Origin of the sequence: Cellvibrio mixtus subsp. mixtus J3-8, assembly GCF_000766945.1 — a bacterium.
Classification (GTDB): domain Bacteria; phylum Pseudomonadota; class Gammaproteobacteria; order Pseudomonadales; family Cellvibrionaceae; genus Cellvibrio; species Cellvibrio mixtus_A.
The window spans coordinates 110,878-133,583 of the sequence record NZ_KN266213.1; the positions used below are offsets into that span (position 1 = coordinate 110,878).

The 22,706-nt window shown below is 46.3% G+C and carries 19 protein-coding genes; 9 read left to right on the forward strand and 10 right to left on the reverse strand.

Going from position 1 to position 22,706, the window contains the following annotated elements; translation table 11 throughout:
* Positions 1-33 precede the first annotated feature (33 nt).
* Entirely contained in the window at positions 34-2,223 is a 2,190-nt protein-coding gene (locus A596_RS18840) for a patatin-like phospholipase family protein (RefSeq protein WP_039917732.1), read from the reverse strand.
* Positions 2,224-2,596: 373 nt separating this feature from the next.
* Between A596_RS18840 and A596_RS18845 the strand changes: the two genes are divergently transcribed.
* The 5 genes from A596_RS18845 (at position 2,597) to xthA (ending at position 8,596) form a co-directional block, all read left to right on the forward strand.
* Positions 2,597-3,673: a 3-deoxy-7-phosphoheptulonate synthase gene (locus A596_RS18845; RefSeq protein ID WP_039917734.1), complete on the forward strand. Its 1,077-nt coding sequence runs from the start codon at positions 2,597-2,599 to the stop codon at positions 3,671-3,673.
* A gap of 250 nt (positions 3,674-3,923) precedes the next feature.
* Complete coding sequence (locus A596_RS18850) at positions 3,924-4,340, forward strand: hypothetical protein (RefSeq protein WP_039917736.1); 417 nt, start codon at positions 3,924-3,926, stop codon at positions 4,338-4,340.
* A 138-nt stretch (positions 4,341-4,478) separates the two neighbouring features.
* Positions 4,479-5,390 (forward strand): type 2 periplasmic-binding domain-containing protein, encoded by a 912-nt coding sequence (locus tag A596_RS18855; RefSeq protein ID WP_052417680.1) that lies wholly within the window; start codon positions 4,479-4,481, stop codon positions 5,388-5,390.
* A gap of 205 nt (positions 5,391-5,595) precedes the next feature.
* Positions 5,596-7,707: a carboxy terminal-processing peptidase gene (locus A596_RS18860; RefSeq protein WP_052417681.1), complete on the forward strand. Its 2,112-nt coding sequence runs from the start codon at positions 5,596-5,598 to the stop codon at positions 7,705-7,707.
* A 76-nt stretch (positions 7,708-7,783) separates the two neighbouring features.
* Entirely contained in the window at positions 7,784-8,596 is an 813-nt protein-coding gene (gene xthA / locus A596_RS18865; protein ID WP_039917738.1) for an exodeoxyribonuclease III, read from the forward strand.
* A gap of 45 nt (positions 8,597-8,641) precedes the next feature.
* Here the strand turns inward: xthA and A596_RS18870 are convergent, their stop codons facing one another.
* Complete coding sequence (locus A596_RS18870; RefSeq protein WP_052417682.1) at positions 8,642-9,580, reverse strand: LysR family transcriptional regulator; 939 nt, start codon at positions 9,578-9,580, stop codon at positions 8,642-8,644.
* A 155-nt stretch (positions 9,581-9,735) separates the two neighbouring features.
* On the opposite strand from A596_RS18870, the gene A596_RS18875 reads away from it, so the two are divergent.
* Together A596_RS18875 and A596_RS18880 are read left to right on the forward strand one after the other, a co-directional pair.
* Positions 9,736-10,335 (forward strand): FMN-dependent NADH-azoreductase, encoded by a 600-nt coding sequence (locus A596_RS18875; RefSeq protein WP_039917740.1) that lies wholly within the window; start codon positions 9,736-9,738, stop codon positions 10,333-10,335.
* A gap of 69 nt (positions 10,336-10,404) precedes the next feature.
* Positions 10,405-11,256, forward strand: coding sequence for a pirin family protein (locus A596_RS18880; RefSeq protein WP_039917741.1), 852 nt, complete (start codon positions 10,405-10,407; stop codon positions 11,254-11,256).
* A gap of 101 nt (positions 11,257-11,357) precedes the next feature.
* Here A596_RS18880 and A596_RS18885 read toward each other — a convergent pair whose 3' ends face one another.
* The 5 genes from A596_RS18885 to A596_RS18905 all read right to left on the reverse strand — a co-directional run bounded on the left by A596_RS18885 (position 11,358) and on the right by A596_RS18905 (position 16,677).
* A complete protein-coding gene (locus tag A596_RS18885; protein WP_039917742.1) occupies positions 11,358-12,854 on the reverse strand; it encodes an FGGY family carbohydrate kinase in 1,497 nt (498 codons plus the stop codon).
* A 179-nt stretch (positions 12,855-13,033) separates the two neighbouring features.
* Positions 13,034-13,375, reverse strand: a complete 342-nt coding sequence (locus A596_RS18890) for a DUF1820 family protein (protein WP_039917744.1) — start codon at positions 13,373-13,375, stop codon at positions 13,034-13,036.
* A 165-nt stretch (positions 13,376-13,540) separates the two neighbouring features.
* Positions 13,541-15,103 (reverse strand): DHA2 family efflux MFS transporter permease subunit, encoded by a 1,563-nt coding sequence (locus A596_RS18895; protein ID WP_235425784.1) that lies wholly within the window; start codon positions 15,101-15,103, stop codon positions 13,541-13,543.
* Between the two features lie 36 nt (positions 15,104-15,139).
* Positions 15,140-16,171 (reverse strand): HlyD family secretion protein, encoded by a 1,032-nt coding sequence (locus A596_RS18900; protein ID WP_039917746.1) that lies wholly within the window; start codon positions 16,169-16,171, stop codon positions 15,140-15,142.
* Positions 16,168-16,677, reverse strand: a complete 510-nt coding sequence (locus A596_RS18905) for a MarR family winged helix-turn-helix transcriptional regulator (RefSeq protein ID WP_200882970.1) — start codon at positions 16,675-16,677, stop codon at positions 16,168-16,170. Before A596_RS18905 ends, A596_RS18900 begins: the two co-directional genes overlap by 4 nt.
* Positions 16,678-16,869: 192 nt before the next feature.
* On the opposite strand from A596_RS18905, the gene A596_RS18910 reads away from it, so the two are divergent.
* The gene (locus tag A596_RS18910) at positions 16,870-18,222 is read left to right on the forward strand and encodes a DEAD/DEAH box helicase (RefSeq protein ID WP_039917748.1); all 1,353 of its coding nucleotides are present in this window, start codon (positions 16,870-16,872) and stop codon (positions 18,220-18,222) included.
* A gap of 78 nt (positions 18,223-18,300) precedes the next feature.
* Here A596_RS18910 and A596_RS18915 read toward each other — a convergent pair whose 3' ends face one another.
* Both A596_RS18915 and A596_RS18920 read right to left on the reverse strand, forming a co-directional pair.
* Positions 18,301-18,627, reverse strand: coding sequence for a DUF6172 family protein (locus A596_RS18915; protein ID WP_039917750.1), 327 nt, complete (start codon positions 18,625-18,627; stop codon positions 18,301-18,303).
* Positions 18,628-18,674: 47 nt separating this feature from the next.
* Positions 18,675-19,100 carry a hypothetical protein gene (locus A596_RS18920; RefSeq protein ID WP_039917753.1) on the reverse strand — a complete coding sequence of 142 codons (426 nt, stop codon included), beginning with the start codon at positions 19,098-19,100 and terminating at the stop codon, positions 18,675-18,677.
* 203 nt (positions 19,101-19,303) lie between these two features.
* Between A596_RS18920 and miaB the strand changes: the two genes are divergently transcribed.
* Complete coding sequence (gene miaB, locus A596_RS18925) at positions 19,304-20,680, forward strand: tRNA (N6-isopentenyl adenosine(37)-C2)-methylthiotransferase MiaB (RefSeq protein ID WP_039917756.1); 1,377 nt, start codon at positions 19,304-19,306, stop codon at positions 20,678-20,680.
* A gap of 85 nt (positions 20,681-20,765) precedes the next feature.
* Here miaB and A596_RS18930 read toward each other — a convergent pair whose 3' ends face one another.
* Positions 20,766-22,700, reverse strand: coding sequence for a response regulator (locus tag A596_RS18930; protein WP_039917759.1), 1,935 nt, complete (start codon positions 22,698-22,700; stop codon positions 20,766-20,768).
* Between the last annotated feature and the right edge of the window lie 6 nt (positions 22,701-22,706).

Consider the following 22,706-nt stretch of genomic DNA (forward strand, 5'->3'; position numbering starts at 1 on the left):
ACGGGCCACCCTGTGGCCCGTTTTATCAAAAAATCACAAAGCGCCGAGCTGTAGATATAGATTGTAATCCCCGCGAGATGTGAATCCATATCCCATATAAAGAGGTCCAAACGGTGTTTCACCGCCAAGGTAAATAACGCCCGAATCAAGCCAGTCATCGCCTACCGACATAGTGTAATTTTTTTCCAGCTTCGCAGCTTCCAAACCAAACCCCAAACGCAAATCCCCGTTTAACCCCAGTGGCATACGTCCAATAATTTTTTCAGTTCGCAAATGACCGTAGAATGCTTCATCGCCAAGAATCTGATTACTGGCATAACCGGACATTTTCAAAAAGCCTCCTAACATAACCGCGTCATATATTGGCAATTGGCCTTTTACTGAAGTGATGTACGCAGTGCGAATACTCAAAACATAATCGCCCAATTTATAAGCACCGCCCAGGTCAGCAGCTAATTTACTGTAATCCTCATGATGTGAATCAAAGTAACTGATATCCGCACGCCAACCGTGGGATGGGAAATACAAACGATTGCGCCGATCCAGATTTAATTCATACAAAAAGCCACCGAAGCGCTCGTTAACATCAGGCAACGTAATACTGCTTAAATCTGCTGAACCGTTGACATGGTAGTCACGCCAACCCAAACGGGATTGACCATAACCTCCAAGGTTTGAACCTAAAACAACCTCGGTATATGATGTATCCAATTGATATTCGGCAATACGCTCATCATCGATGAAGATGCTAATTTCTTCGCGCTTGCGCAGATAATTCGGCTCAATAAAAAAGTGATGCCGGGTATCTAACGGCTGATAAAAATCCAACTCAACGCGCGGCTTTCCTCCAACATCAGCGCTCGCAAAAAACTCTCCGCCATAGGAATTCAACCAGGTATTGCGATACGCCGCGCGAAAATTAAAATTGGATTCTTGTCGATATTCATTATCAATGGAAAAACCAAAAATCAAATAGTCGAGGCTCGCGTCCTTTTCCCGCGCAACCACTTCTAGGATGTTTTTGTCATTCTCATTGACGACCCGATAATCCACATTCTGGTAAAAACCGTCACCATAAATTCGGATAAGATCTTGCTCCAGCTCGGGACGATCCAACAGCGTTCCCGGCAACTGCTGAATTTGTCGTGCCACATAATCACGATGTATACGTTTGGTGGGGGCAATGCGAACTTCATCGATAACAATTTCGGTTTTGGGGGCGTATTTATTTTTCTTTTTCCACGCAGAGTATGTATTTTGGTCGACTGATAACGTACGCAAAAACATTAATTGTTTTTCAGCACCGGCACGACCAGCATCCGCAGCCTCGTCATAACGCGCAAATTCGGAGGCTTTGATAGTGCCCAAATCCGGATAAATATAAATATCCTGACCGGTCAAACTGGAGAGTGAACGCTCCACGTTTTGCTTGGTAAGCGTACCAATCATCTGTGCAGTCACACTGAACATCGAACCAATATTTTCCGGTTCCCGCAAGGGAGACCCCACATTCACAGCGATGACACGATCCGCATTACAAAGTTCACGCCCCAGTACAACCGGTACGTTATCAACCAGGCCCCCATCAACCAGCTTGCGCCCCTTATATTCAACGGGAGCCATCAAACCAGGGACCGACATACTTGCGCGCATCGCCTGGGTGAGGCTACCTTCGCGAAATACAACGCGCTCGCCTGTGCCAATATCAGTTGCAACAATCGCCAAAGGAATCGCTAGCTGCTCTATGTTGCGCTCACCCAGGTTGGAATCTACTAACTGATTGAAAAAGAGTTTGATCTTTTCACCTGCCACTACACCCGATTGCAATTGGAATCCTTTATGGGTGACCCCTAATTCAGTGCCCGGTAAATAGCGCTGACTGACTTTTTTCTTGCGGTAGCTCAATTGCGAAAAATCGGCGACATCCAGAAAAATATCAGTCCAATCGGCCTCAGCCAACTTCTTGCGCATCTTTTTGGGTGACAAACCCGCCGCATAAGAACCTGCCACCAACGCCCCCATACTGGTTCCAACGACACAATCAATTGGAATCCGTTCGCGCTCCAAAACCTCCAGCACACCGATATGCGCCGCACCACGAGCACCGCCCCCACCCAATACCAGCGCCGTCCTGACAGGCTCTGCCATGGCAGGTACTGCCAATCCACAGCAAACCAGGAGGGCAAGAATAAAACGGGTATGTATTTCCTTTCGCATGTTCATAGCAGTAAATGTCCAAACTCTCAGGATCGGGGTATAAAAATAAAGATGGCACCATAGCAATCAAGCATTCATTTCACCATCCCTAACCAAATCCAATAAATGATTAAAAAGCAGCCTAACAGTTGATTTAATTAATCAATTCTTTCCTACCGTATAAAGATAAAAAGGATAAATATCTTTTTTATTAGCCTTTTAAGAGGACAAAATAATTAAAAGGATAATTTAACTTATAATTTTTATATATTTAGCCTCACAAACCAGCAAAAATCAGACTAATTATCTTTATTTATGGCTTATATTAAAAAAACCATCCCACTTTTTGATTCGTTTTCGGTAGAATGGCCTCGATTTGATATTTTCAGGAAATAACATCATGACCAGTACCCAAGTCGATGACCTTAATGTGGTGTCGCAAGAGCTGCTGATCTCTCCGGCAGAACTTAAGAAAAAAATTCCGTTAACCGAAAAAGCGTGTGAAGTCATCACCCACGGCCGTGAAGTTGTACGCAACATACTGGATCGTAAGGACCACCGCATTTTTGTAGTAATTGGTCCCTGCTCCATTCACGACGTAGCCGCAGCCAAAGATTACGCCCAGCGTTTGAAAAAGTTGGCGGATGAAGTCAGCGATACAATCTATGTCGTTATGCGGGTTTACTTTGAGAAGCCACGCACAACCGTTGGCTGGAAAGGCCTGATTAATGATCCATACCTGGATGACTCCTTCAAAATTGAAGAAGGTTTACATATTGGTCGTCAATTATTGCTGGATATCGCTGAAATAGGCCTCCCGGCTGCAACTGAAGCGCTTGACCCTATATCGCCACAATACTTGCACGACTTGATTAGCTGGTCAGCAATTGGCGCACGTACCACCGAATCGCAAACCCATCGCGAAATGGCCAGTGGCTTATCATCTGCTGTCGGCTTCAAGAACGGCACAGATGGTGGTTTGACGGTGGCAATTAACGCCCTGCAATCGGTATCCAAACCACATCGTTTTCTGGGAATTAATACTGAAGGCCAGGTATCTATTATCCATACACGCGGCAATAGCTATGGTCATGTAGTACTGCGTGGTGGCAATGGCAAACCTAATTATGACTCGGTCAGTGTTGCTATTTGCGAGCAAGAGTTAGCAAAAGCCAAAGTCGTCCCCAACATTATGGTCGATTGCAGCCATGCCAACTCCAATAAAAACCACGAGTTGCAAACCCTGGTCTTGGAAAATGTTGCTAACCAAATTGTTGAAGGCAATAAATCCATTATTGGCCTGATGGTAGAAAGCAATATTGGCGCAGGCAATCAGAACATTCCGGCTAATTTATGCGATCTTAAATATGGTGTGTCGGTTACAGACGCCTGTATTGATTGGGAAACCACTGAAAAAGCGTTGCGCCATATGCGTAACACCATCAAAGAAGCGCTGGTTACACGCGCAAAAGCTTGATAGAACCTGGCATTATTTATTACAGCTAATTACTTGATACAAAAAAGAAAAGCGGCTAACCAGCCGCTTTTTTTATTCCTTTTTGAGAAGTTCATCGCGTAAAAACTGTTAAATTTATCGACATTTTTTTGTTTTCATCTATGGTTTTTTAGGCGAGTGACTGATAGATTTTACTTTGATAGCGTCTGTAAACACGGAAATCCAATTGCGGGAAGCAATAACAATAAACCATTAGCCTGCGGAGAGACGTATGCCTCACAGCCAAAGCGCCCATCAGGGAGAATATCGAACGCCAGACTCATGTCCAAGCCACGGTTTGAAAGGTTTCGATGTTGCCAGTGCTGTTGCTCGCGGTGAGTTTGTATTGAGTCTGAGTACAATGCTGGGATGCGATTATATTTTTGTAAACCATAAAGGCCCGCATGAATTATTGCAGCTTAAACACGCCGATAAAACTATTCGTGAGCTTCTGGATTTACTGGATACTTCCCCCCACCAAAGCATGGTTGTCAGTGTTACTGAGAACACAGAAGGGAAATTAAACTTTACGCGTTATGATTACGCATGGGAAAACCGTCAGGTAACTAAAGTCTCCGCAACGCCGGTCATTCACAAAGACCAAATCGATTTTATGCAAATGATTTTTGATTGCAGCACCAGTTGCTAGACTCCCACATTATTTTTATGAAAATGCCGCATTCTTGCGGCATTTTTATTTGCTGAAAATATGTTATCCGTAAAAGCCGCCTTTATAAGATTTATATGCTACTTTTAGCCATATAATCATAACCTGCGAGCTGGAACCATGCATTTCACCACGACTCCATTTATCCGCTTGTATCCTTTATTAGTAAAAACCCTTGCCCTGTTTGTATTTTTTCTGAGCGGGCCCGTGATCGCGGCAGAGAAAAAAACAGTCGTCACTAATATGAAATCCAATGTGCAAACCGATTATATGAATGGTTTGTTGAAATTGGCTTTGTCCTATTCCAATAAAGAATACGTCTACTCTACAACCTCCGAGGTTTATTCTCGTCCGCGCGTAATGGAGTCCGTTAAATCCGGCAGCATTTCGGTGATGTGGGGTGGAACATCGGAAGAGATGGAGCGCGATTTTATTCCAATCCGTATTGATGCCTATCGCGGCTTAATGAATCATCGCCTGTTTTTTATCCGTGAAGGTGACCAGGCGCGTTTCGATCAAATAAATACGCTGGACGATCTTAAAAAAATTAAATTTGGCCAGGGGCGCAGCTGGCAGGATGCATCTATTTTGGAGGGTGCCGGATTGCACGTTATCAAAGCTACAAAAAAACCCGGTCTCTATTACATGCTTGACGGTGGTCGGTTTGATGCATTCCCACGTGGCGCAAATGAAGTCTGGACCGAGCTTGCGGCATTTCCTGATTTGAAATTGACGGTGGAGAAAAACCTGGTTCTGATATATCCATTACCAACCTATTTTTTTGTATCACCTAAAGATCCTGCATTGGCGAAGGATATTGAGTCCGGACTGGAATCAGCTATAAAGGACGGGGCATTTGATCGTTACTTTTACAACAGTTCTGAAGTCAAGGAAGCACTGGGTAAAGCAGACCTGAAAAATCGTCGCGCTATACGTATCGCCAACCCGTACCTCCCCAAGGCAACACCACTGGATAGAAAAGAGCTCTGGCTTGATTTAATGGGAAGCCAGCAGCCCGCATTAGTTCAATAAGCACAACCAGCCCTGTGGTCCGCTGGATAGTGACGGATGCAACTTTTCCATCAAATGTGAATCTTAATCTGGACTCCTGATGCCAATCGGCACCATAAACGTACAATTGGCGCCTGCCTTTAATAAGGAATTCCGCTATAGTAAGCACTGCCCTGTTCCAGCAACTACTGACTGGATGCGCCCGACTTTATCGAGAAGCTCCCTTATGCAAACTGTTGTTGTAAGACCGTTCAAAATCACACTGTTCAGCCTTTTACTCAGCTTGTCGTCACTCAGCTTTGCCGACAAAGTAGAAGTTCTGAAACCCACCGAAGAACAAAGTAAAGCAGCTATTGAGCTGGTATTAAAACTGGATGCCGAACATTATCGGGATCAGGATTTCAATGATGCACTTTCTTCCCGCTATCTGGATGAATACTTGAAGGCATTGGACAGCTCACGCAATTTTTTCCTGGCGACGGATATTGCCGAATTTGAAAAATTCCGCAAAACATTTGATGACGATTATAAAAAAGGTAATCTCACCAACAGTTTTTTAATTTTCAATCGCTTCAATGAGCGTATGATCCAGCGCCTTGAAAAAGTTGTAAAAGAATTAGACGACCCGAAAACCGAATTTAATTTTGATGTAGAAGAATCTGTCCTGCTCGATCGCGAAAAAGCAAAATGGCCAGCTAATGCGACTGAAGCAGATAAACTCTGGCATCAATATCTCAAATCCAATTTACTGAACTCCTTGCTTTCCGGTAAAAAACTGGAAGAAAGTAAAACGACGTTGCGTAAACGTTACGCGAATCAACTCCGTCGATTGAAACAGCAAACATCCGAAGAGGCATTCAGTGTGATGATGAATTCACTGACTATGCTTTACGATCCACACACTAATTACCTGTCACCCGAAAACGCCGAAAATTTTGATATCAGTATGTCTCTGGAGCTACAAGGCATAGGTGCAGTACTGCAAAGTGATGAGGATTACACCAAAGTAAGCAGCCTGGTCGCTGGCGGCCCAGCCCAGAAACAAGGTCAACTAAAACCTAACGACAAAATTGTTTCAATTGCCCAGGGTGCAGATGGCGAATTTGTTGATGTTGTTGGCTGGCGTTTAGACGAAGTTGTTAAATTAATTCGCGGTCCCAAAGGTACGCAAGTGCGTCTGGAAGTTATTCCTTCAGATCCAACAGCTACTGCCAATAAAACGATTACTATCAAACGTGAAACAGTAAAACTGGAAGACCAGGCAGCGAAAAAAGCGGTATTTGAAGTCAAAGATGGCGATAAAACTTTCAAGTTGGGCGTTATTGATATCCCCACCTTTTATATGAACTTTGAAGCTTACTCAAAAGGTGATCCCAACTACAAAAGCACCACGCGCGATGTACTGAATTTGCTGAATGAATTGAATAAAGAAAAAGTGGATGGCGTTATTATTGATTTGCGCGATAACGGCGGTGGCTCTTTACCTGAAGCAGCCATGTTAACCAATTTATTTGTTGATCCAGGCCCTGTTGTACAAATCCGTCAGAGTGATGACACGATTTCGCGCAACTATCGCGCTTATCAACCGGCTGCATATCGCGCACCGATTGCAGTATTGATTAACCGTTTAAGCGCGTCTGCGTCGGAAATTTTTGCCGGTGCAATCCAGGATTATGGTCGCGGAATTATTATTGGCTCTACTACGTTCGGTAAAGGTTCTGTGCAAAATCTGGTTGACCTTAAACATGGCCGTTTGAAAATTACTGAAGCAAAATTCTATCGAATTTCCGGTGATAGCACCCAGCATCGTGGTGTTATCCCCGATGTGCAATTACCAACATTGCTAGACCCGACTGAGATTGGTGAAAGCAGTTATGATAATGTGTTGCCATGGGACCGAATCCACCCTGCCCCACATCAGAACTATTACAATATCAGCAAATATTTGCCAAAGATCGAAACCCTGCACCAGGAGCGTATGGCAAAAGACCCGGAATTTATTTTCCTAAATAAACAAAGTGCGATGTTTAAAGAAGCCTCCGCTAAAAAAGAAGTCTCATTGCGGTTGGCAACTCGTCAGGAAGAACAAAAGAAAATGGAACAACGCGCATTGGATAACGAAAATCAGCGCCGCATAGCAAAAGGTGAAAAACCCTATGCGAATTATGCAGCCTTGAAAGCAGCCAATGGCGGCGATGAGGATGAAGATGCAGCCCCCAAAGAAACTGACAAAGAAATTAAACCGAAAGAAGACCCTTACTTAATGGAAGCAGGTCATGTACTGGCAGATTTTATCAAGCAATTAAAAGAGCCCGAGTCCAAAGTCGCCAGACAGTAAAATTTACCCTTTACGCTCATCGCAAACACCCGGGCAGTAATGCCCGGGTGTTTTTTTACAACAGCAAGGTCAAATTATGATAGCCGTGTCCTTCAACGTTAATAGTATCCGTACTCGCCTGCACCAACTCGAAGAAGTCATTACCAAACATCGTCCAGACTTTATTGGCCTGCAGGAAACCAAAGTCAATGATCCGGATTTTCCGCTGGAAACCATTAAAGCACTCGGTTATGACGTAGAGTATTTCGGGCAAAAAACCCATTACGGTGTTGCGTTGTTATCACGCTACCCCTTTAAAAAAGTGATCAAGGGCTTTCCCGGAGATATGGAAGATTCACAACGCCGTTTTATCGGTGGTGTTTTTGATACGCCGCTCGGAGAAATTACCGTGTTGAATGGTTATTTTCCTCAAGGCGAAAGTCGCGATCACGCCGTTAAATTCCCCGCGAAACGAAAATTTTATTCCGATCTGATTAGTTATCTTGCCGGTGAAGAAACTCCGGACAAGCAAATCATTGTGATGGGAGATATGAATATTTCCCATCAGGATATCGATATAGGCATCGGTGAAGAAAATCGCAAGCGCTGGTTGCGCACTGGAAAATGCAGTTTTTTACCGGAGGAACGTGAATGGCTAAATGAATTATTAGCCTGGGGATTAAAAGACAGCTTCCGTGAAAAAAATCCGGAAGTGTGTGATTTATTCAGCTGGTTTGATTATCGCAGCGGTGGCTTTGAAGACAATCCCAAACGTGGCCTGCGTATCGATTTGATTTTAATGACACAACGTTTGCTGGATAAATGTGTCGATACTGGCATTGATTATGAAATTCGCGGGATGGACAAACCGTCAGATCATTGCCCCATCTGGGTTGAATTAAAAGCGTAAATAAGCACGTCGAATGAAGTAATCGGCCGTGCAGGCCGATTACTTTCACGCTGAATAGCCGCACATTTTCGGTAGATTGTCTTTTAATACTTCCGCCAACTTGCGCGTCGCAGGCCCCGCAAATTCGCTATCAGCAAAGGTGAGATAAGTCGGCACTTCACGCACCGCCCCCACCTCTACTGGCAAGTATTGTAATCGCCCGGCCAGAATATCTTCATGGGTATACGCATCGGGTAACCACGCGTAGCCCAGCCCCATCCGAATCGCATCCAATGACGTTTTAATATGGCTAACGGTCCACCGTTGATCAGCTTCTTGCCAACCTTCTGTACGACGACGGTATTGCCCTGAATCGCGCACAATGATCTGACGATGCTGGCGCATATCTTCAAAATTAATAGGTCGCCCAAGTTTTTGTAAAGGATGATCCGGGCTGGATACACCGTGCATAGTCACAGTCACCAGTTTTTCGCCCATAAATCCGGTAGGAACGCGACCGCCAATCGCCAGGTCCACATGACGCTGCAACAACGCGTCTTCCGTTCCACTCAATACTGATTCAAAAATTTCCACGCGGGTATCCGGAAAATCTTTGGCAAAGATTTCCAGGCACTGCAGCACGCGAATAGGGGGAATAATTAAATCTGCCGCGATTTTTATCAGCGGTTCCACCTTTATCGATAAGCACCCGGCTGACTTTTCCAACCGCTCCGCCTGTTCCAGCAACTGGCGCGCGCGGCGATACAACAAATCCCCGGCGGGCGAAGGCACCGCCTTGCGGCCTTGTAACTGAAACACCTTTACACCTAGCGCAGACTCCAATTGGGAAATGGAATAGGAAACTGCCGATTGGCTCTTATTAAGCAGTTCTGCTGCTTTGGCATAGCCCCCGGCATCAATAACGGCCAGTAATGCACGCCATTGTTCAAGCGTCACCTTATTTTCACTGATGGCTGTAACCGCCACAGGTCCGGAATCTGTCATTTTCTTCCTCACTTTCAGTGATCAATTAAATAATTCGATCATATACCGCTAAATATCCGTATTTATCATTCATTCGTCAAATCATTTAATGGACACATGGCAATAACGCCACACAACTAGCAATCACATTTTGTGAATAGGATGAGGAAACGAAAATGGCTAAGCTCTTACAGATAAACAGCAGTTTGTTTGGCGACAACGGCAACTCAAGTACCCTGGCAAATGAATTTGTACAACGCTGGAAAGCCGTTAATCCGGCAGGCGAAGTAGTAGTGCGCGATTTCGCCAAAGAAGAAGTTCCACACCTGGATGCAACGCGTGTACAGGCATTGTTTAGCCCGGCCGAAGGCCGTACTGCAGAACAGCAAGCGGTGCTGGATTATTCGGACAACATCATTGCTGAAATCCAGAGTGCGGATGCAATTGTGATCGGGGTTCCGATGTACAACTTTGGTGTGCCTTCTGCACTTAAAGCTTACTTCGACCATATCGCTCGCGCCGGTGTCACATTTAAATACACCGAAACCGGTCCGGTAGGATTATTAAATGATAAACCGGTATATATCATCGCAACTCGCGGTGGCATTTACAAAGGCCAGGCAGCCGATAGCCAAAGCCAGTTCCTGAAAAGTTTTTTAACTTTTGTTGGCTTGAAAGATGTGCATTTTATTTATGCTGAAGGCCTGAATATGGGCCAAAAAGATGAAGCTTTTGCAGCGGCAAAAACTGAAATCGAACAGGAAGTTGCGGCATAACCAGCCGCGCTTTCTGACGCAGTATTAACGCAGAGTTAAAACCCAACGCAATATTATTTGGAGAAAATTATGCAACGCCAATTACAGCAAATCGTACAAGGCCGCGAGACCAGCGACGGTGCTGGTGTTCGCATAAAACGCACCCTTGGCCAAAATCCCTATGCGCGTTTTGATCCATTTTTAATGCTCGACGAATTTGGAAGCAGCAGTGCTGATGATTACATCGCCGGTTTTCCTGCTCACCCCCATCGCGGCTTTGAAACCGTAACTTATATGTTGCAAGGTCACATGCTGCATGAAGACCATATGGGCAACAAAGGCCATTTGCGCGATGGTGATGTGCAGTGGATGACAGCGGGCCGCGGAATTATCCATTCGGAAATGCCGCAACAGGAACACGGATTAATGCGCGGTTTCCAACTGTGGTTAAATTTGCCAGCCGCAGAAAAAATGAAACCTGCACATTATCGCGATATTCCGTCAGCAGAAATTCCTGTTGCTGATTTACCCAATGGTGGCCGTATCAAAGTCATTGCCAATACAGCCTTCATCGGCGGAAAAGTGATTAGCGGCCCGATACAAGGTTTAACAACCGAGACCATTTATTGGGATGTGCATGTGCCTGCGGGGAAAGAGTTCCATCACGCCATGCCGGAACATCACAATGCGTTTTTGTATGTGTATGAAGGTGATATTGCCATCGGTGAAGACAAACGCAAACTTACCCAAGGCAATACCGGTTTACTCAGTAAAGGTGATCAGTTGAGTGTGCAAGCATTGGAAGCAGAGGCACGCTTTTTAGTGATCTCGGGCAAACCGATTAAAGAGCCAATTGTGCAGTATGGTCCTTTCGTGATGAATAGCACTGAAGAAATTGAGCAGGCAATTCAGGATTATCGGGATGGCACATTAGCCGAATAATTTTTACCCCGGGGGGCGCAATTTATTGTGCCCTTTTTTGGACCTCGTTTTTATTAAATCAACATTTTCGGAAAAATTTTTAAGTGCTATAAATTGTGCCCCTATGGGTTTAACCATTTTTTCATAGCGTTTTGCCAAATCAGGAAACGTTTTCTTAACTCTGCATTTTCTACAGGCAAGAAAATTTCTTGCTGAAAATCCGGCTGCCACCTGGATGATATTCCGGTAGCCATACAAGCAGCGCCTTGCAACGTTGCATCAGCATTATCACTACGATAAACATCCAATCCGCTGATATCCGCCAATCGTTGGCATACCTGATTTGATTTGCTAAAACCCCCACTAATGCGGACATACCGAATCTCACCTGCTTTTTTCATCAGTTCTATATTGATGACTATCTGGAAAATTACCGATTCAATCCAGGCAAGAATTTTTTCCTGTGGAGACAGGTCTGCTGCAAATGCAGCCTGTAAATCTGTTCGCCAATACGGCGCACTCAAACCACCGACTGCATTTAGAAAATAAACCTCATGCCCAGGATTACGCTGAAGGGCCAACTCAATTTCGTTTGGCGTTACATCCAGACGTGTTTTTTCCTGAAGATAGGAAATTGCAGAAGCTGCACCGTTAACAGTTGCCTCCCATGCATACCACGGTTTATCAGCCAATTCATTTGCATAACACGTGGGTGACGCATTTGCATTTTCACTGCATTTATCTTGCGGGATCCAAAGCGGGCTAACCAATAGACCATCAGGCGCGTGCAAAATATTACTCAGCCTCTGTATAAATGCACCGGTACCAATATTTACGTAACACGCTGCTGAATCCGGCATGCCTGCTGCAAATAAAGAGGCACCCTGGTCGCGAGCGCTGGCGAAAAATGGAATCGAATGAGATCCTAATTTTAAACTGCCGAAATTGCTATTGTGAAAGCGGCATTCAGGTAAAACCGGTTTGGGAACTTTAAATAATTCAAGCAGACGCTCATCCCATTCATTGCGGTGCAGGTTCCATAACAATGTACGTTGCGCATGGCCGGGATCAACCAGATTTTTTCCATCGAGCAAATGCCAGAAAATAAAACTTACTATAGGGCCAATAGACAGGGAGTTTTCACCCAGTGCTTTTTTCACTGCATTGGAATTATCAAGACACCAGCGAATTTTACTCGCACCGTAATGCGGTGATACTCGCAAACCGGTAATGTGTTGTGCTTGTTGGTGTGTTAGCGAAATTTGCCGCAAATATGGTTCACCGCGAATATCCTGCCAGCTTAACACCGGTGTCAACGGCTCACCGGTTTTTGAATCCCAACATACAAAAGATGAACCCTGCCCTGCAAAACTTGCAGCTTTAATATTGTTTATCGTTTCACCCAATTGCTCGCAAACTTTATCAAGGCACTGGCGAATACCATGCAGGATTTCATTGCCATCCTGTTCGATGTGAGGATAAATAGAATCATCAGGCTGATGATGTTGTGTAGCACAAGGGGCGGAGAACTGACAGATTAACTGACCTGTTTCGGAGTAGATACCGACACGGGAACTTTGTCCCCCCTGGTCTATGGCGAGGTATAGATTTTCTTTCATGGCACTTGCTCATTGAAACGATGCAGCAAGTTTAGTAAGGAAATGCAGGGGAAGTAAGGCGAAAAAGAGTATTCAATTAAAACACCGTGAATACCGACATGCAGGTTAGAATCAGTATCCAGCCTCATAGGATTTTAAATCGAATACGATTCTCCACCTGCGGGATATGCAAACGTCAATTATTCAACCGGCTTCGGATTAGGAATAAAAGTCCCATAAGGAAATTGCGCAATTTTATCGCCGCCGCCTTTGATCTCGGTAATTTTCACCGGGCCTTCTTTTTCCACTTCGTCGATACGCACAATGGAATGCATGGGGATATAAGAGCGCTTAACACCTGCAAATTCGTTTTTGAGTTTTTCCTCAGCAGGATCAATTAGAAGCTGGGTGCGCTCACCAAACACGAACTCTTCAATTTCAATAAAACCATACATCTCGCTTTGGTAAATCGCGGAACAAAATACTTCGTAAACCTGGCCCTGGTTCAGGAATATCACTTTATAAACGGGTTTCGCAGCCATAACTCTCTCTTGGAAATCACTCAAATAACAGCGGGACGAAGTATCTGGAATCCCCCGACAAAAAGCCCCGACAAAGGGCGCGCAGGATACCACAAGTTTTTCCTATTCTCGCCCCGTCTGGCTAAATTGCATACACCGGCGTTAGTCGATTGTGTTATTAGCGCCTTAATCGGCAGCAATATTTACCGGAGCGCCACCCGGTTGCGGTTTACGCAGCAACAGTAATAACGGCAAAGCAGCGATGGTTACCCACATCATCAATTGGAAGTCTTGCAAGTAGGCCAGCGTCGCTGCCTGGCGCTGGACTTCATTGTTAATCGCAACCAACCCCGTGGTAGTTGCGATATCCCAATGACCGGATTCACCTACTTTCGCCAATGCCTGGTTGTAAGGCGTAATGTAATCCGCAAAGGCTGCATGGTTGCGCTGGATGTTCTGCTGCAACTCCGCCATCACCACCGAAATACCAATACTGCTCCCAATATTGCGGGTAAGGCTAAACAACGCCGTACCCTCATTACGGAAACGGCCTTCAAGGCTGGCAAAAGCGATGGCTGACAATGGCACAAAGATAAAGCCCAAACCGATACCCTGAACTACGCTGGTCCGCACAATATCCCAACTGGTGATATTGGTATTGAACAAAGTCATTTCCCATAACGAGATAATCGTCAGTATCAACCCGAATCCTACTTGCACGCGCGGGTCGACTTTGCCAGCAATCTTGCCAACGATCATCATGGAGAACATCACCCCCATACCGCGCGGTGCCATTACCAAACCAACATCGACTACTGGATACCCCAGCAGGTTTTGCAAAAACGGTGGCAACAGGGCCATGGTGGCGAGCAGGATAATCCCTACCACAAACATAAAGATCAGGCCGATGGAAAAGTTGCGATCCCTAAAAATAGCCGGTTCGATAAACGGTTGTTTGTAAGTGAAGATATGAGTGATAAACCAGTAGAACCCCATTCCCATCAAAATACATTCAATGATGATCTCCGGGCTATTAAACCAGTTCTGGCTTTCACCCCGGTCTAGCATCATCTGCAAAGCCCCGATTCCCAGGCTTAGGAAAGCAAACCCCAGCAGGTCGAAATGGCGAGCTTTATTAATAGTTGTTTCTTTAACGGCGGCCATCACGCCAAGCAGCGCCAGAATTCCCAAGGGAACATTGATATAAAACACCCAGCGCCAGCTGTAATGCTCCGTCAACAAACCACCCAGGGTTGGCCCGAGGATTGGCCCTAAAACTACCCCCATTCCCCACACTGCCATCGCCTGGCTGTGTTTTTCTTTGGGGTATGTATCCAGCAAAATTGATTGGGATAGTGGTACCAGCGCCGCTCCGAAAATCCCCTGCAATAAACGGAAAATCACTACTTGGGGAAGGTTTTGCGCAGCACCGCAAAGCATTGAAGTGATCGTAAAACCCGCAATCGACCATAGCATCAGCCGTTTGCGACCAAAGCGATCCGACAGGAAACCGGTCAATGGCAAAAAGATTGCCGCAGCAACGATATAAGAAGTTAGAACCCAGGAAATCTGGTCCTGGGTTGCCGACATACTGCCCTGCATATGGGGCAAGGCAACGTTGGCAATAGTGGTATCCAACGCCTGGATAATGGTTGCCAGCATCACTGAGGCGGTAATTAACCCGCGTTTACCAGCCGACACAGCAGGTGCCGGCGTATCGGGTAATGTTTCAGTCGCTACCTGGGCCACAACAGCTCTCCCGCACGAAAAAGTCAGAGCAAAAGGTTAGATCGAGATTCCCAACAATGAACGTTTGTAGCCGGTATCGATTTCAATACCGGTACTCAAACCCGCCTGTAACGGGGGAGCGTTTTTGTTCGGCTTAATACTGATACGCACCGGCACACGTTGGGCGATCTTCACCCAGTTACCGGTAGCATTTTGCGCAGGAATCACCGAGAACTCAGCACCTGTTGCCGGGCTAATGCTCTGTACTTCACCTTTCCATTCGACACCGGGATAAGTATCCACTTTTACACTGACCGTCTGGCCTACACGCACATGAGTCAAATCAGTCTCGATAAAATTCGCTTCCACCCACAGGTTATCGCTCGCCACTAACGACATCACCGAACTACCGACTGCGAGGAATTCACCCGCCTCTGGCGGTTTGGTCACGATGCCATCTTTAGGTGCGGTTATTTCGGTGTATTCAAGGTTCAGCTGGGCCTGCTCTACTTCCGCTTTCGCGGCCAAATAACTGGGATGCTGCTCAATTGGTAACCCGGCATCGCCCCCGAGGGATTCAGCGATACGCTTTAAATCCTGTTCAATGGTAATAACTTGCTGGTCGTTAATACGACGAGTGTGGCTCACTTCATCATAAGTTGCCTTGGCAACCAATTTACGCTCGGCCAGATTAGCCTGGCGCTGCTGCTCTTTCACAGCGTAATCACGATTGGCGATTGCCAATTGCAACTCGGATTGTTTTTCGCTGTAACTCGCATGCAACGCAGCCAGATTAGTGCGCACTTCACCCAGCTTTGCGTTCGCCTTTGCCAACGCGACTTCGTAGGGTTTGCGATCCAGTACTATCAGCAACTGACCCGCTTTCACGTGATCATTTTCGGCGACCAGGCGCTTTTCTACAGCACCGGCAACACGTGGGCGAATGCTGATTACATCGGCTTTGGTGTAAGCATTTTCGGTTGTCGCGTAACGGCCACCCGATAAATAAATCACCAACCCAATAACAGCCAATACAACCGGTACAACTACCAGTAACAAAAAGCGGCGCGACTTCAATGCTTCAGTCATTTTTCACTTACCTCGGATACCACTTCGGATTCAGAAACGTTTTTTCCCAATGCCGCCAGGTTTTCGCGCACCTGGTTTAATCCGGCAAATAGGGCTTGTTGTTGTGCAACCGTTAAACCGGCTAGCGCCTTTTGCTGGAACTCTGTCGATGCCGCCGTAATCATTTTCACAATGGGTGCAGCGGCAGGTGTTAGATAAAGCTGGAATGCGCGACGATCCTTGGGATCTGGACGACGTTCAATCCAACCGTTTTCAGCAAGCTGGTCTAACAATCGGGCCAGGCTAATAGGTTGAATATCCATAAAGTCCGCCAAATCCACCTGCCGGATGCCCTGCCAGCGGCGAACACCCAGCAAAGCTTTTGCCTGGGACAATGTCAGTTGATATTGCTCAAAATATTGGGAAGCAATGCGACGGGTAAGGCGCAGGTTGTCTGCCAGCAGAAAACCCAGGCTTTCCTGCTCAGGCACCAGTGGCCCCATATCATCGTGTTCGGGCAGATTCATAAACCATCCTCATAACAAGTTAAATATATAATATACATAGCTTACTATTTTACTAAAGACGGCTTTCGCATGAGCAAGACGTAAAAATCATTTTTGGGTTATAAGATGATCAAAACATCACCAGCGTTAACCCCAAAAGAGTTTTAGCCGGTATACTGCGCGCCCTTTTTAGCCGGACTGGTGGAGACGCCTATGAACTTTACTTCCCTTGGACTTGCGCCTGAATTACTGCGCGCCCTTAAAGTCATTGGCTTCAAAACCCTTACTCCAATCCAGGAACAAGCGATTCCGGCAGCCAGGCGCGGATTGGATCTACTGGCTACTGCCCAAACCGGTACTGGTAAAACAGCCGCATATGGCCTGCCAGTGCTGCAACAAATGCTGGAAAAACCCAAAGGTACCGAGGCAGGTTTTGTTCGTACCCTGATCCTTGCTCCGACGCGCGAACTGGTTGAACAAATCGCTAAAGCACTGCAAGAGTTTGCGCAATTCACACCCTTCAAAATTGCCGCCGTCTATGGCGGCGTAAAGGTAACCAGCCAGGGCGCGAAACTGCGTGCAGGTGTGGATATTCTGGTCGCGACTCCCGGTCGCCTTAAGGAACACATCGAGCTGGAAAATGTGAATCTGGCTAAAGTGGAATTTGCTGTTCTGGATGAAGCTGACCGTATGCTGGATATGGGTTTTGTAGTTGATATGCACGCAATCCTCACCAGTATTACGCGCAAACACCAAACCCTGTTTTTCTCCGCAACGGGCTCTCCACTAGTCACCAACTTGTCCAAACAGGCGATGAATCGCCCTACCCTGATCACAGTCAGCAAGCGCAACTCAGTCGCAGAAACGGTGGATCACGTGCTCTACCCGGTGGATAGCGCACGCAAGTACGAATTGTTCATTCATCTATTACACAGCCAAAACTGGTATCAGGTAATGGTGTTTAGCAGTACGCGCGAAGCCGCGGAACAACTGATCCAGGCCCTGAAGAATGACAAAGTCGATGCCGCCGTCATTCACAGCGAAAAAACGCAAGGATCACGTCGCCGTGCATTGCAAGAATTTAAGGAAGGTAAACTGCAGGTGCTGGTGGCCACTGAAGTAGCTGCGCGCGGCCTGGATATCCAGGGGCTGGATTTCGTGGTGAACCTGGATTTGCCGTTCTTCACCGAAGACTATGTCCATCGTGTAGGCCGCACGGGTCGCGCCGGGAAAAAGGGTACGGCCATTTCGCTGGTGACTCCGGCTGAGGAGCACAAAATTTCGTTGATTGAGGATGTGATCGGTACAAAAATCAAACGCGAAAAAATCAAAGGCTTCGAAGTGACAGAGCAAGTAATCAAATCTGTCACCAAACCCAAAAGCGGCTTATTGAAATTGGCGGCAAAACCGTCCAATAAATCCAAAGCCGGCAATCCTAAAAAGTCGGCCTTTGCCAAACCGGCGAAAAGCAGCACGACCGGCACTCGCCAAGCTGCCAGTAAACCCGCACGGACAAGTGCTAAAACTACGCGCAGCGCGAAGCCTTCCACGCCGAAAAAACGCTAATAATTAAAAGCCCACCAATAAAAAAACCGCCTGTTAGTTAGGTGACAGGCGGCTTTTTTATGCGATTCGAAAAAAGAATTAACCTTCCAGATCGTCGTCACTATCCGGGTCATCAGCATGTACCCGCGGCTTGCGCTGGGCCGCGCGCGCCAGGATCTCTACATAGAAAGCGTCGCCATTAGCGGCTTTTACGCCATCCATCAACGCAATGATCTCAGCCAAACGCACTTCTTGTGCTGCCGCCTCTGTGGCACCAAAACGGCAATCAAAAGCCCAATAATTGGCACCTGCAGGCAATGTTTTGCGGCGCTCACGCTTCACATATTTGCGCACTTCATGCTTGATAGCTTCCAGCAGGCGATCAGGATGCTTGCCTTCAATGTGGAGTTTGAACGTCTTTTTCATGGTTTACCTTGTGTTATACAACGGGTCCGAACGGGGCGCGCATCTTATCACGTGCGCGCAGCCGTGCGGCCAGGTAAAAAGCGGTAAATTAATCCGAGCCCGATACCAATCACTACCAGCGTCAATCCCATATCACCCCAGGTGCGATAACCGAGATAAAACAACAGCTCCAGATAAGCCAGTAAACTGGTCAATAAGAACACCCAGCCAATCCGCGATTGTAATCCCGCCCCAATAAACACCACCAATACCAGCGCTACCGCCGTATGGATGGAATAAACCAACCCCAAATCTGCCCATACATGTACGTACAAATCAAGTAAGGTTACCGCCAGCAGCAGCACCGCGGATGCAAACAATTTGATCCAAAACGAGCGGTAACCTCGCATTATTTCCAACGTACCCACTCCGAGAGTAACCAATAGCAAGAAAGGAAGATAACCATCAGCAACTATCGACAAAAGCTCATTCATACATTTCAGATTCCAATAACTATCGAATTCAAACCTTAGGCGCCGCAGGCTAATGCATCGTTCATCGAAAGCCAAGGGCTTTTCTATAGGCTTTGCCCCGTAAGATGGCTATAATGCGCGCCTTCTTTTCTGCGTGCTTTTTGATCAATAGATTAATCAGAAACATGCATTAATTAGCGTCTTTTCAAGCAGGTAGTAGTTCAATGTCCACCACAGAAGCGCCCATTAAAAAGCTCTATATCAAAACCCATGGCTGCCAGATGAATGAGTACGATTCGTCGCGCATGAAGGATTTGTTGGGCGAATCGCACAATATGGTGCCGACTGAAGACCCCGAAGATGCCGATGTCATCCTGATTAACACCTGTTCTATTCGGGAGAAGGCACAAGAACGTTTGTTCCATGAACTGGGCCGCTGGAAAAAACTCAAGCAAAAGAATCCGGATCTGGTGATTGGTGTTGGCGGTTGTGTCGCCAGCCAGGAAGGTGCGGCCATAGCCAAACGTGCACCTTATGTCGATCTGATTTTTGGCCCGCAAACCTTGCACCGCTTGCCGGAAATGATGGAAACCAAAAAAAGCAACGGCGTAGTAGTGGTAGATGTCAGTTTCCCTGAAATCGAAAAATTTGACCGTTTGCCACAACCTGATGCCGACGGTGTTAGCGCATTCGTTTCTATCATGGAAGGTTGTTCTAAATACTGCACGTTCTGCGTAGTGCCCTACACTCGCGGTGAAGAGGTCAGCCGCCCGGTGGCTGATGTGATGGCCGAAATCATCCACCTCGCCAAACAAGGTGTGCGCGAAGTAAACCTGCTGGGCCAAAATGTGAATGCATATCGCGGTGACGCGACCGACAGCACCATCGTTGACCTGGCTGAATTAATCACTTATATCGCTGCTATTGATGGCATTGATCGTATCCGTTTTACCACATCCCATCCGGTGGAATTTACTGACTCGCTGATTGATGTTTACAACCACGTACCAGAGTTAGTTAGCCATTTACATTTGCCGGTGCAAAGCGGATCAGATCGAATTTTGATGGCAATGAAACGCGGCCACACCGCACTTGAATACAAATCCAAATTGCGTCGCATCAAGAAAATTCGCCCGAATATCAGTTTCTCATCGGATTTTATTATCGGCTTCCCCGGTGAAACCGAAGCCGATTTTGAGGCGACAATGAAATTGATCCACGATATGGATTTTGATACATCATTCAGTTTTATCTACAGTCCACGCCCGGGAACTCCGGCAGCAGATTTACCTGATGACACACCGGAAGAAGTCAAAAAGCATCGCCTGGCAATTTTGCAAGACCGTTTGATCCAGCAAGCCATGGCCATTAGCCGCCGCATGGTGGGCAACACCGAACGTATTCTGGTGTCGGGTTATTCGAAAAAAGATCCGGGGCAATTGTGTGGCCGAACCGAGAATAACCGCGTGGTGAATTTCCGTAGCGACAACGCCGATCTCATTGGAAAATTTGCGGATGTATTAATCGAAGAAGCATTGCCAAACTCGCTGCGTGGCAGCTTGATAAGTTCAGAGCTGGATGACGATTGGATTACGCTCTAGTTCTCCAGGACATTACCTGCCAATAAAAAAGCCTGCGTCGCAACTACGCAGGCTTTTTTATTGGCAATCCGCCACACTTGGTTATTCACTGCAACACGTCTTGTAATTGCTCAAGCGAAACCGGTTTTAATATAAAGTCATTAACACCCGCTTCTCCGGCGCGAACTTTATCCAGCTCTTCACCACTGGCAAGGATAATTCGTGCATCCGGTAAGGTTGAGCGAATTTGCGCGGCTAATACATAACCGTTCATATCCGGCAAATTAATATCCAATAGCAAAAAAGCAGGGGAATATTCTTTTACTTTAACTAGAGCGGTGGCTGCATCACGCGCAGTAATCGTTTGCCATCCCAATAATCCCAGCAGTGCCGCCATTGCGTGCAGTGCATCCAGATTATCTTCAACCACTAAAATATATTGGCCATTACTTTTCTTTTCATCCTGCAACCCGGAAGGCGCAGAGGGAAGAAAATTTGCCATGCATTCATAAAGGCGAGCCTGATCTACGGGCTTGCCCAGGTAAGATGAAAAGCCGGATTCATAACATCGATCCATATCACCTTTCATGTGCGCAGCAGTCAAAGCAACCAATGGTGGATTAAAACCTTTTGCGCGCAGTTTTTTTGCCGCTTCATGGCCGTTCATAACCGGCATGTGAATATCCATCAACACCAGATCAAAAGTACGCCCTTGTGCCATTTCGGCATCAATTAATTGCAATACCTCTTCTCCATTGTTGGCATACATCACTTCAAGGCCAGTCAATGCAACAAAATGGCCAATCAGCAAACGAATATCACGCAGATCATCGACAACCAATACACGCCCGTTAAATCGTGGAACTACCGTACTTTTTTCGTTGGCCAAATCAAAATCAAGCCGTAACAATTCAGATTCAGCATGCGCGAGATCGCCCGGGTCAATCGTAAATTCAAACTTACTGCCTTTGCCCACTTCGCTGGTCACATGGATTTCTCCACCAAGGCGCGCCACCAGCATTTTACTAATGGTTAACCCTAAACCTGTGCCTGCACGCGGATGTGCATAAGTATCTGTAGATTGCACAAAAGGCTCAAAGATTAACTCCAGCACGTTTGCACTAATACCTATTCCGGTATCGCTAACAGTAAAGGCAATTTTTTCCTGGTTTTGTTCTTGCAAGCGTTGGATATGTAAAACCACCTCACCATCATTGGTAAATTTGATAGCATTACCAATCAAATTTAATAAAATTTGGCGCAACCGCATCGGATCGGTATAAATAACTGCCGGGAGCGGTTCCGGAGCTTCAACACGCAGGCGTAAATTTTTATCGATAGCTGCACCGCGCATCAGGAAATAAATATCACAAAGAAAAGAAGATAAATGAACCGTTTGTTTTTCCAGTTCCAATTTACCGGCTTCGATTTTGGATAAATCCAAAACATCATTTAATAAACCCAATAAATGTTTGCCATTGCGATGAACAATATGCAAATGGGCGAGACTTTCAAGATCCGTTTTTTTATTAATCAGCAATTCGGTAAAACCGAGAATAGCCGATAAGGGGGTGCGTAACTCATGGCTCAAATGCGCGAGGAATTCACTCTTGGCCCTGTTTTCGGCTTCGGCCTTTAACCGCTCTACCCGTTCCTTTTCTACTTCATTACGAGCCAATGCGTAACGAATGGAGCGGGCAAGTTGTTCTGCACTTAAGCCGGACTTTACTAAATAATCAACGGCGCCCGCCTCCAATGCCTGGATATCGACCTCAGCCCTGTGAATTCCCGTCAGCAAAATAATTGGGCCGGAAAAACCGGCATCATGGGCTTGTCGCAATAACGCAATACCATCCTGTGCACCCAGCTTGTAATCCATCAAACATAGGTCGTGCGAATTTTCACCGAGCAGTGATAAGCCCTTTTCAAAGGTGGGCGCCCATTCCAATTGATAATTTTGATTAATCTCGCTCAGCAATTCTTTAGTGAGCAAAAAATCATCTTCATCATCATCAACAATTAATAGTTTTACGGTTTGCATAGTGCT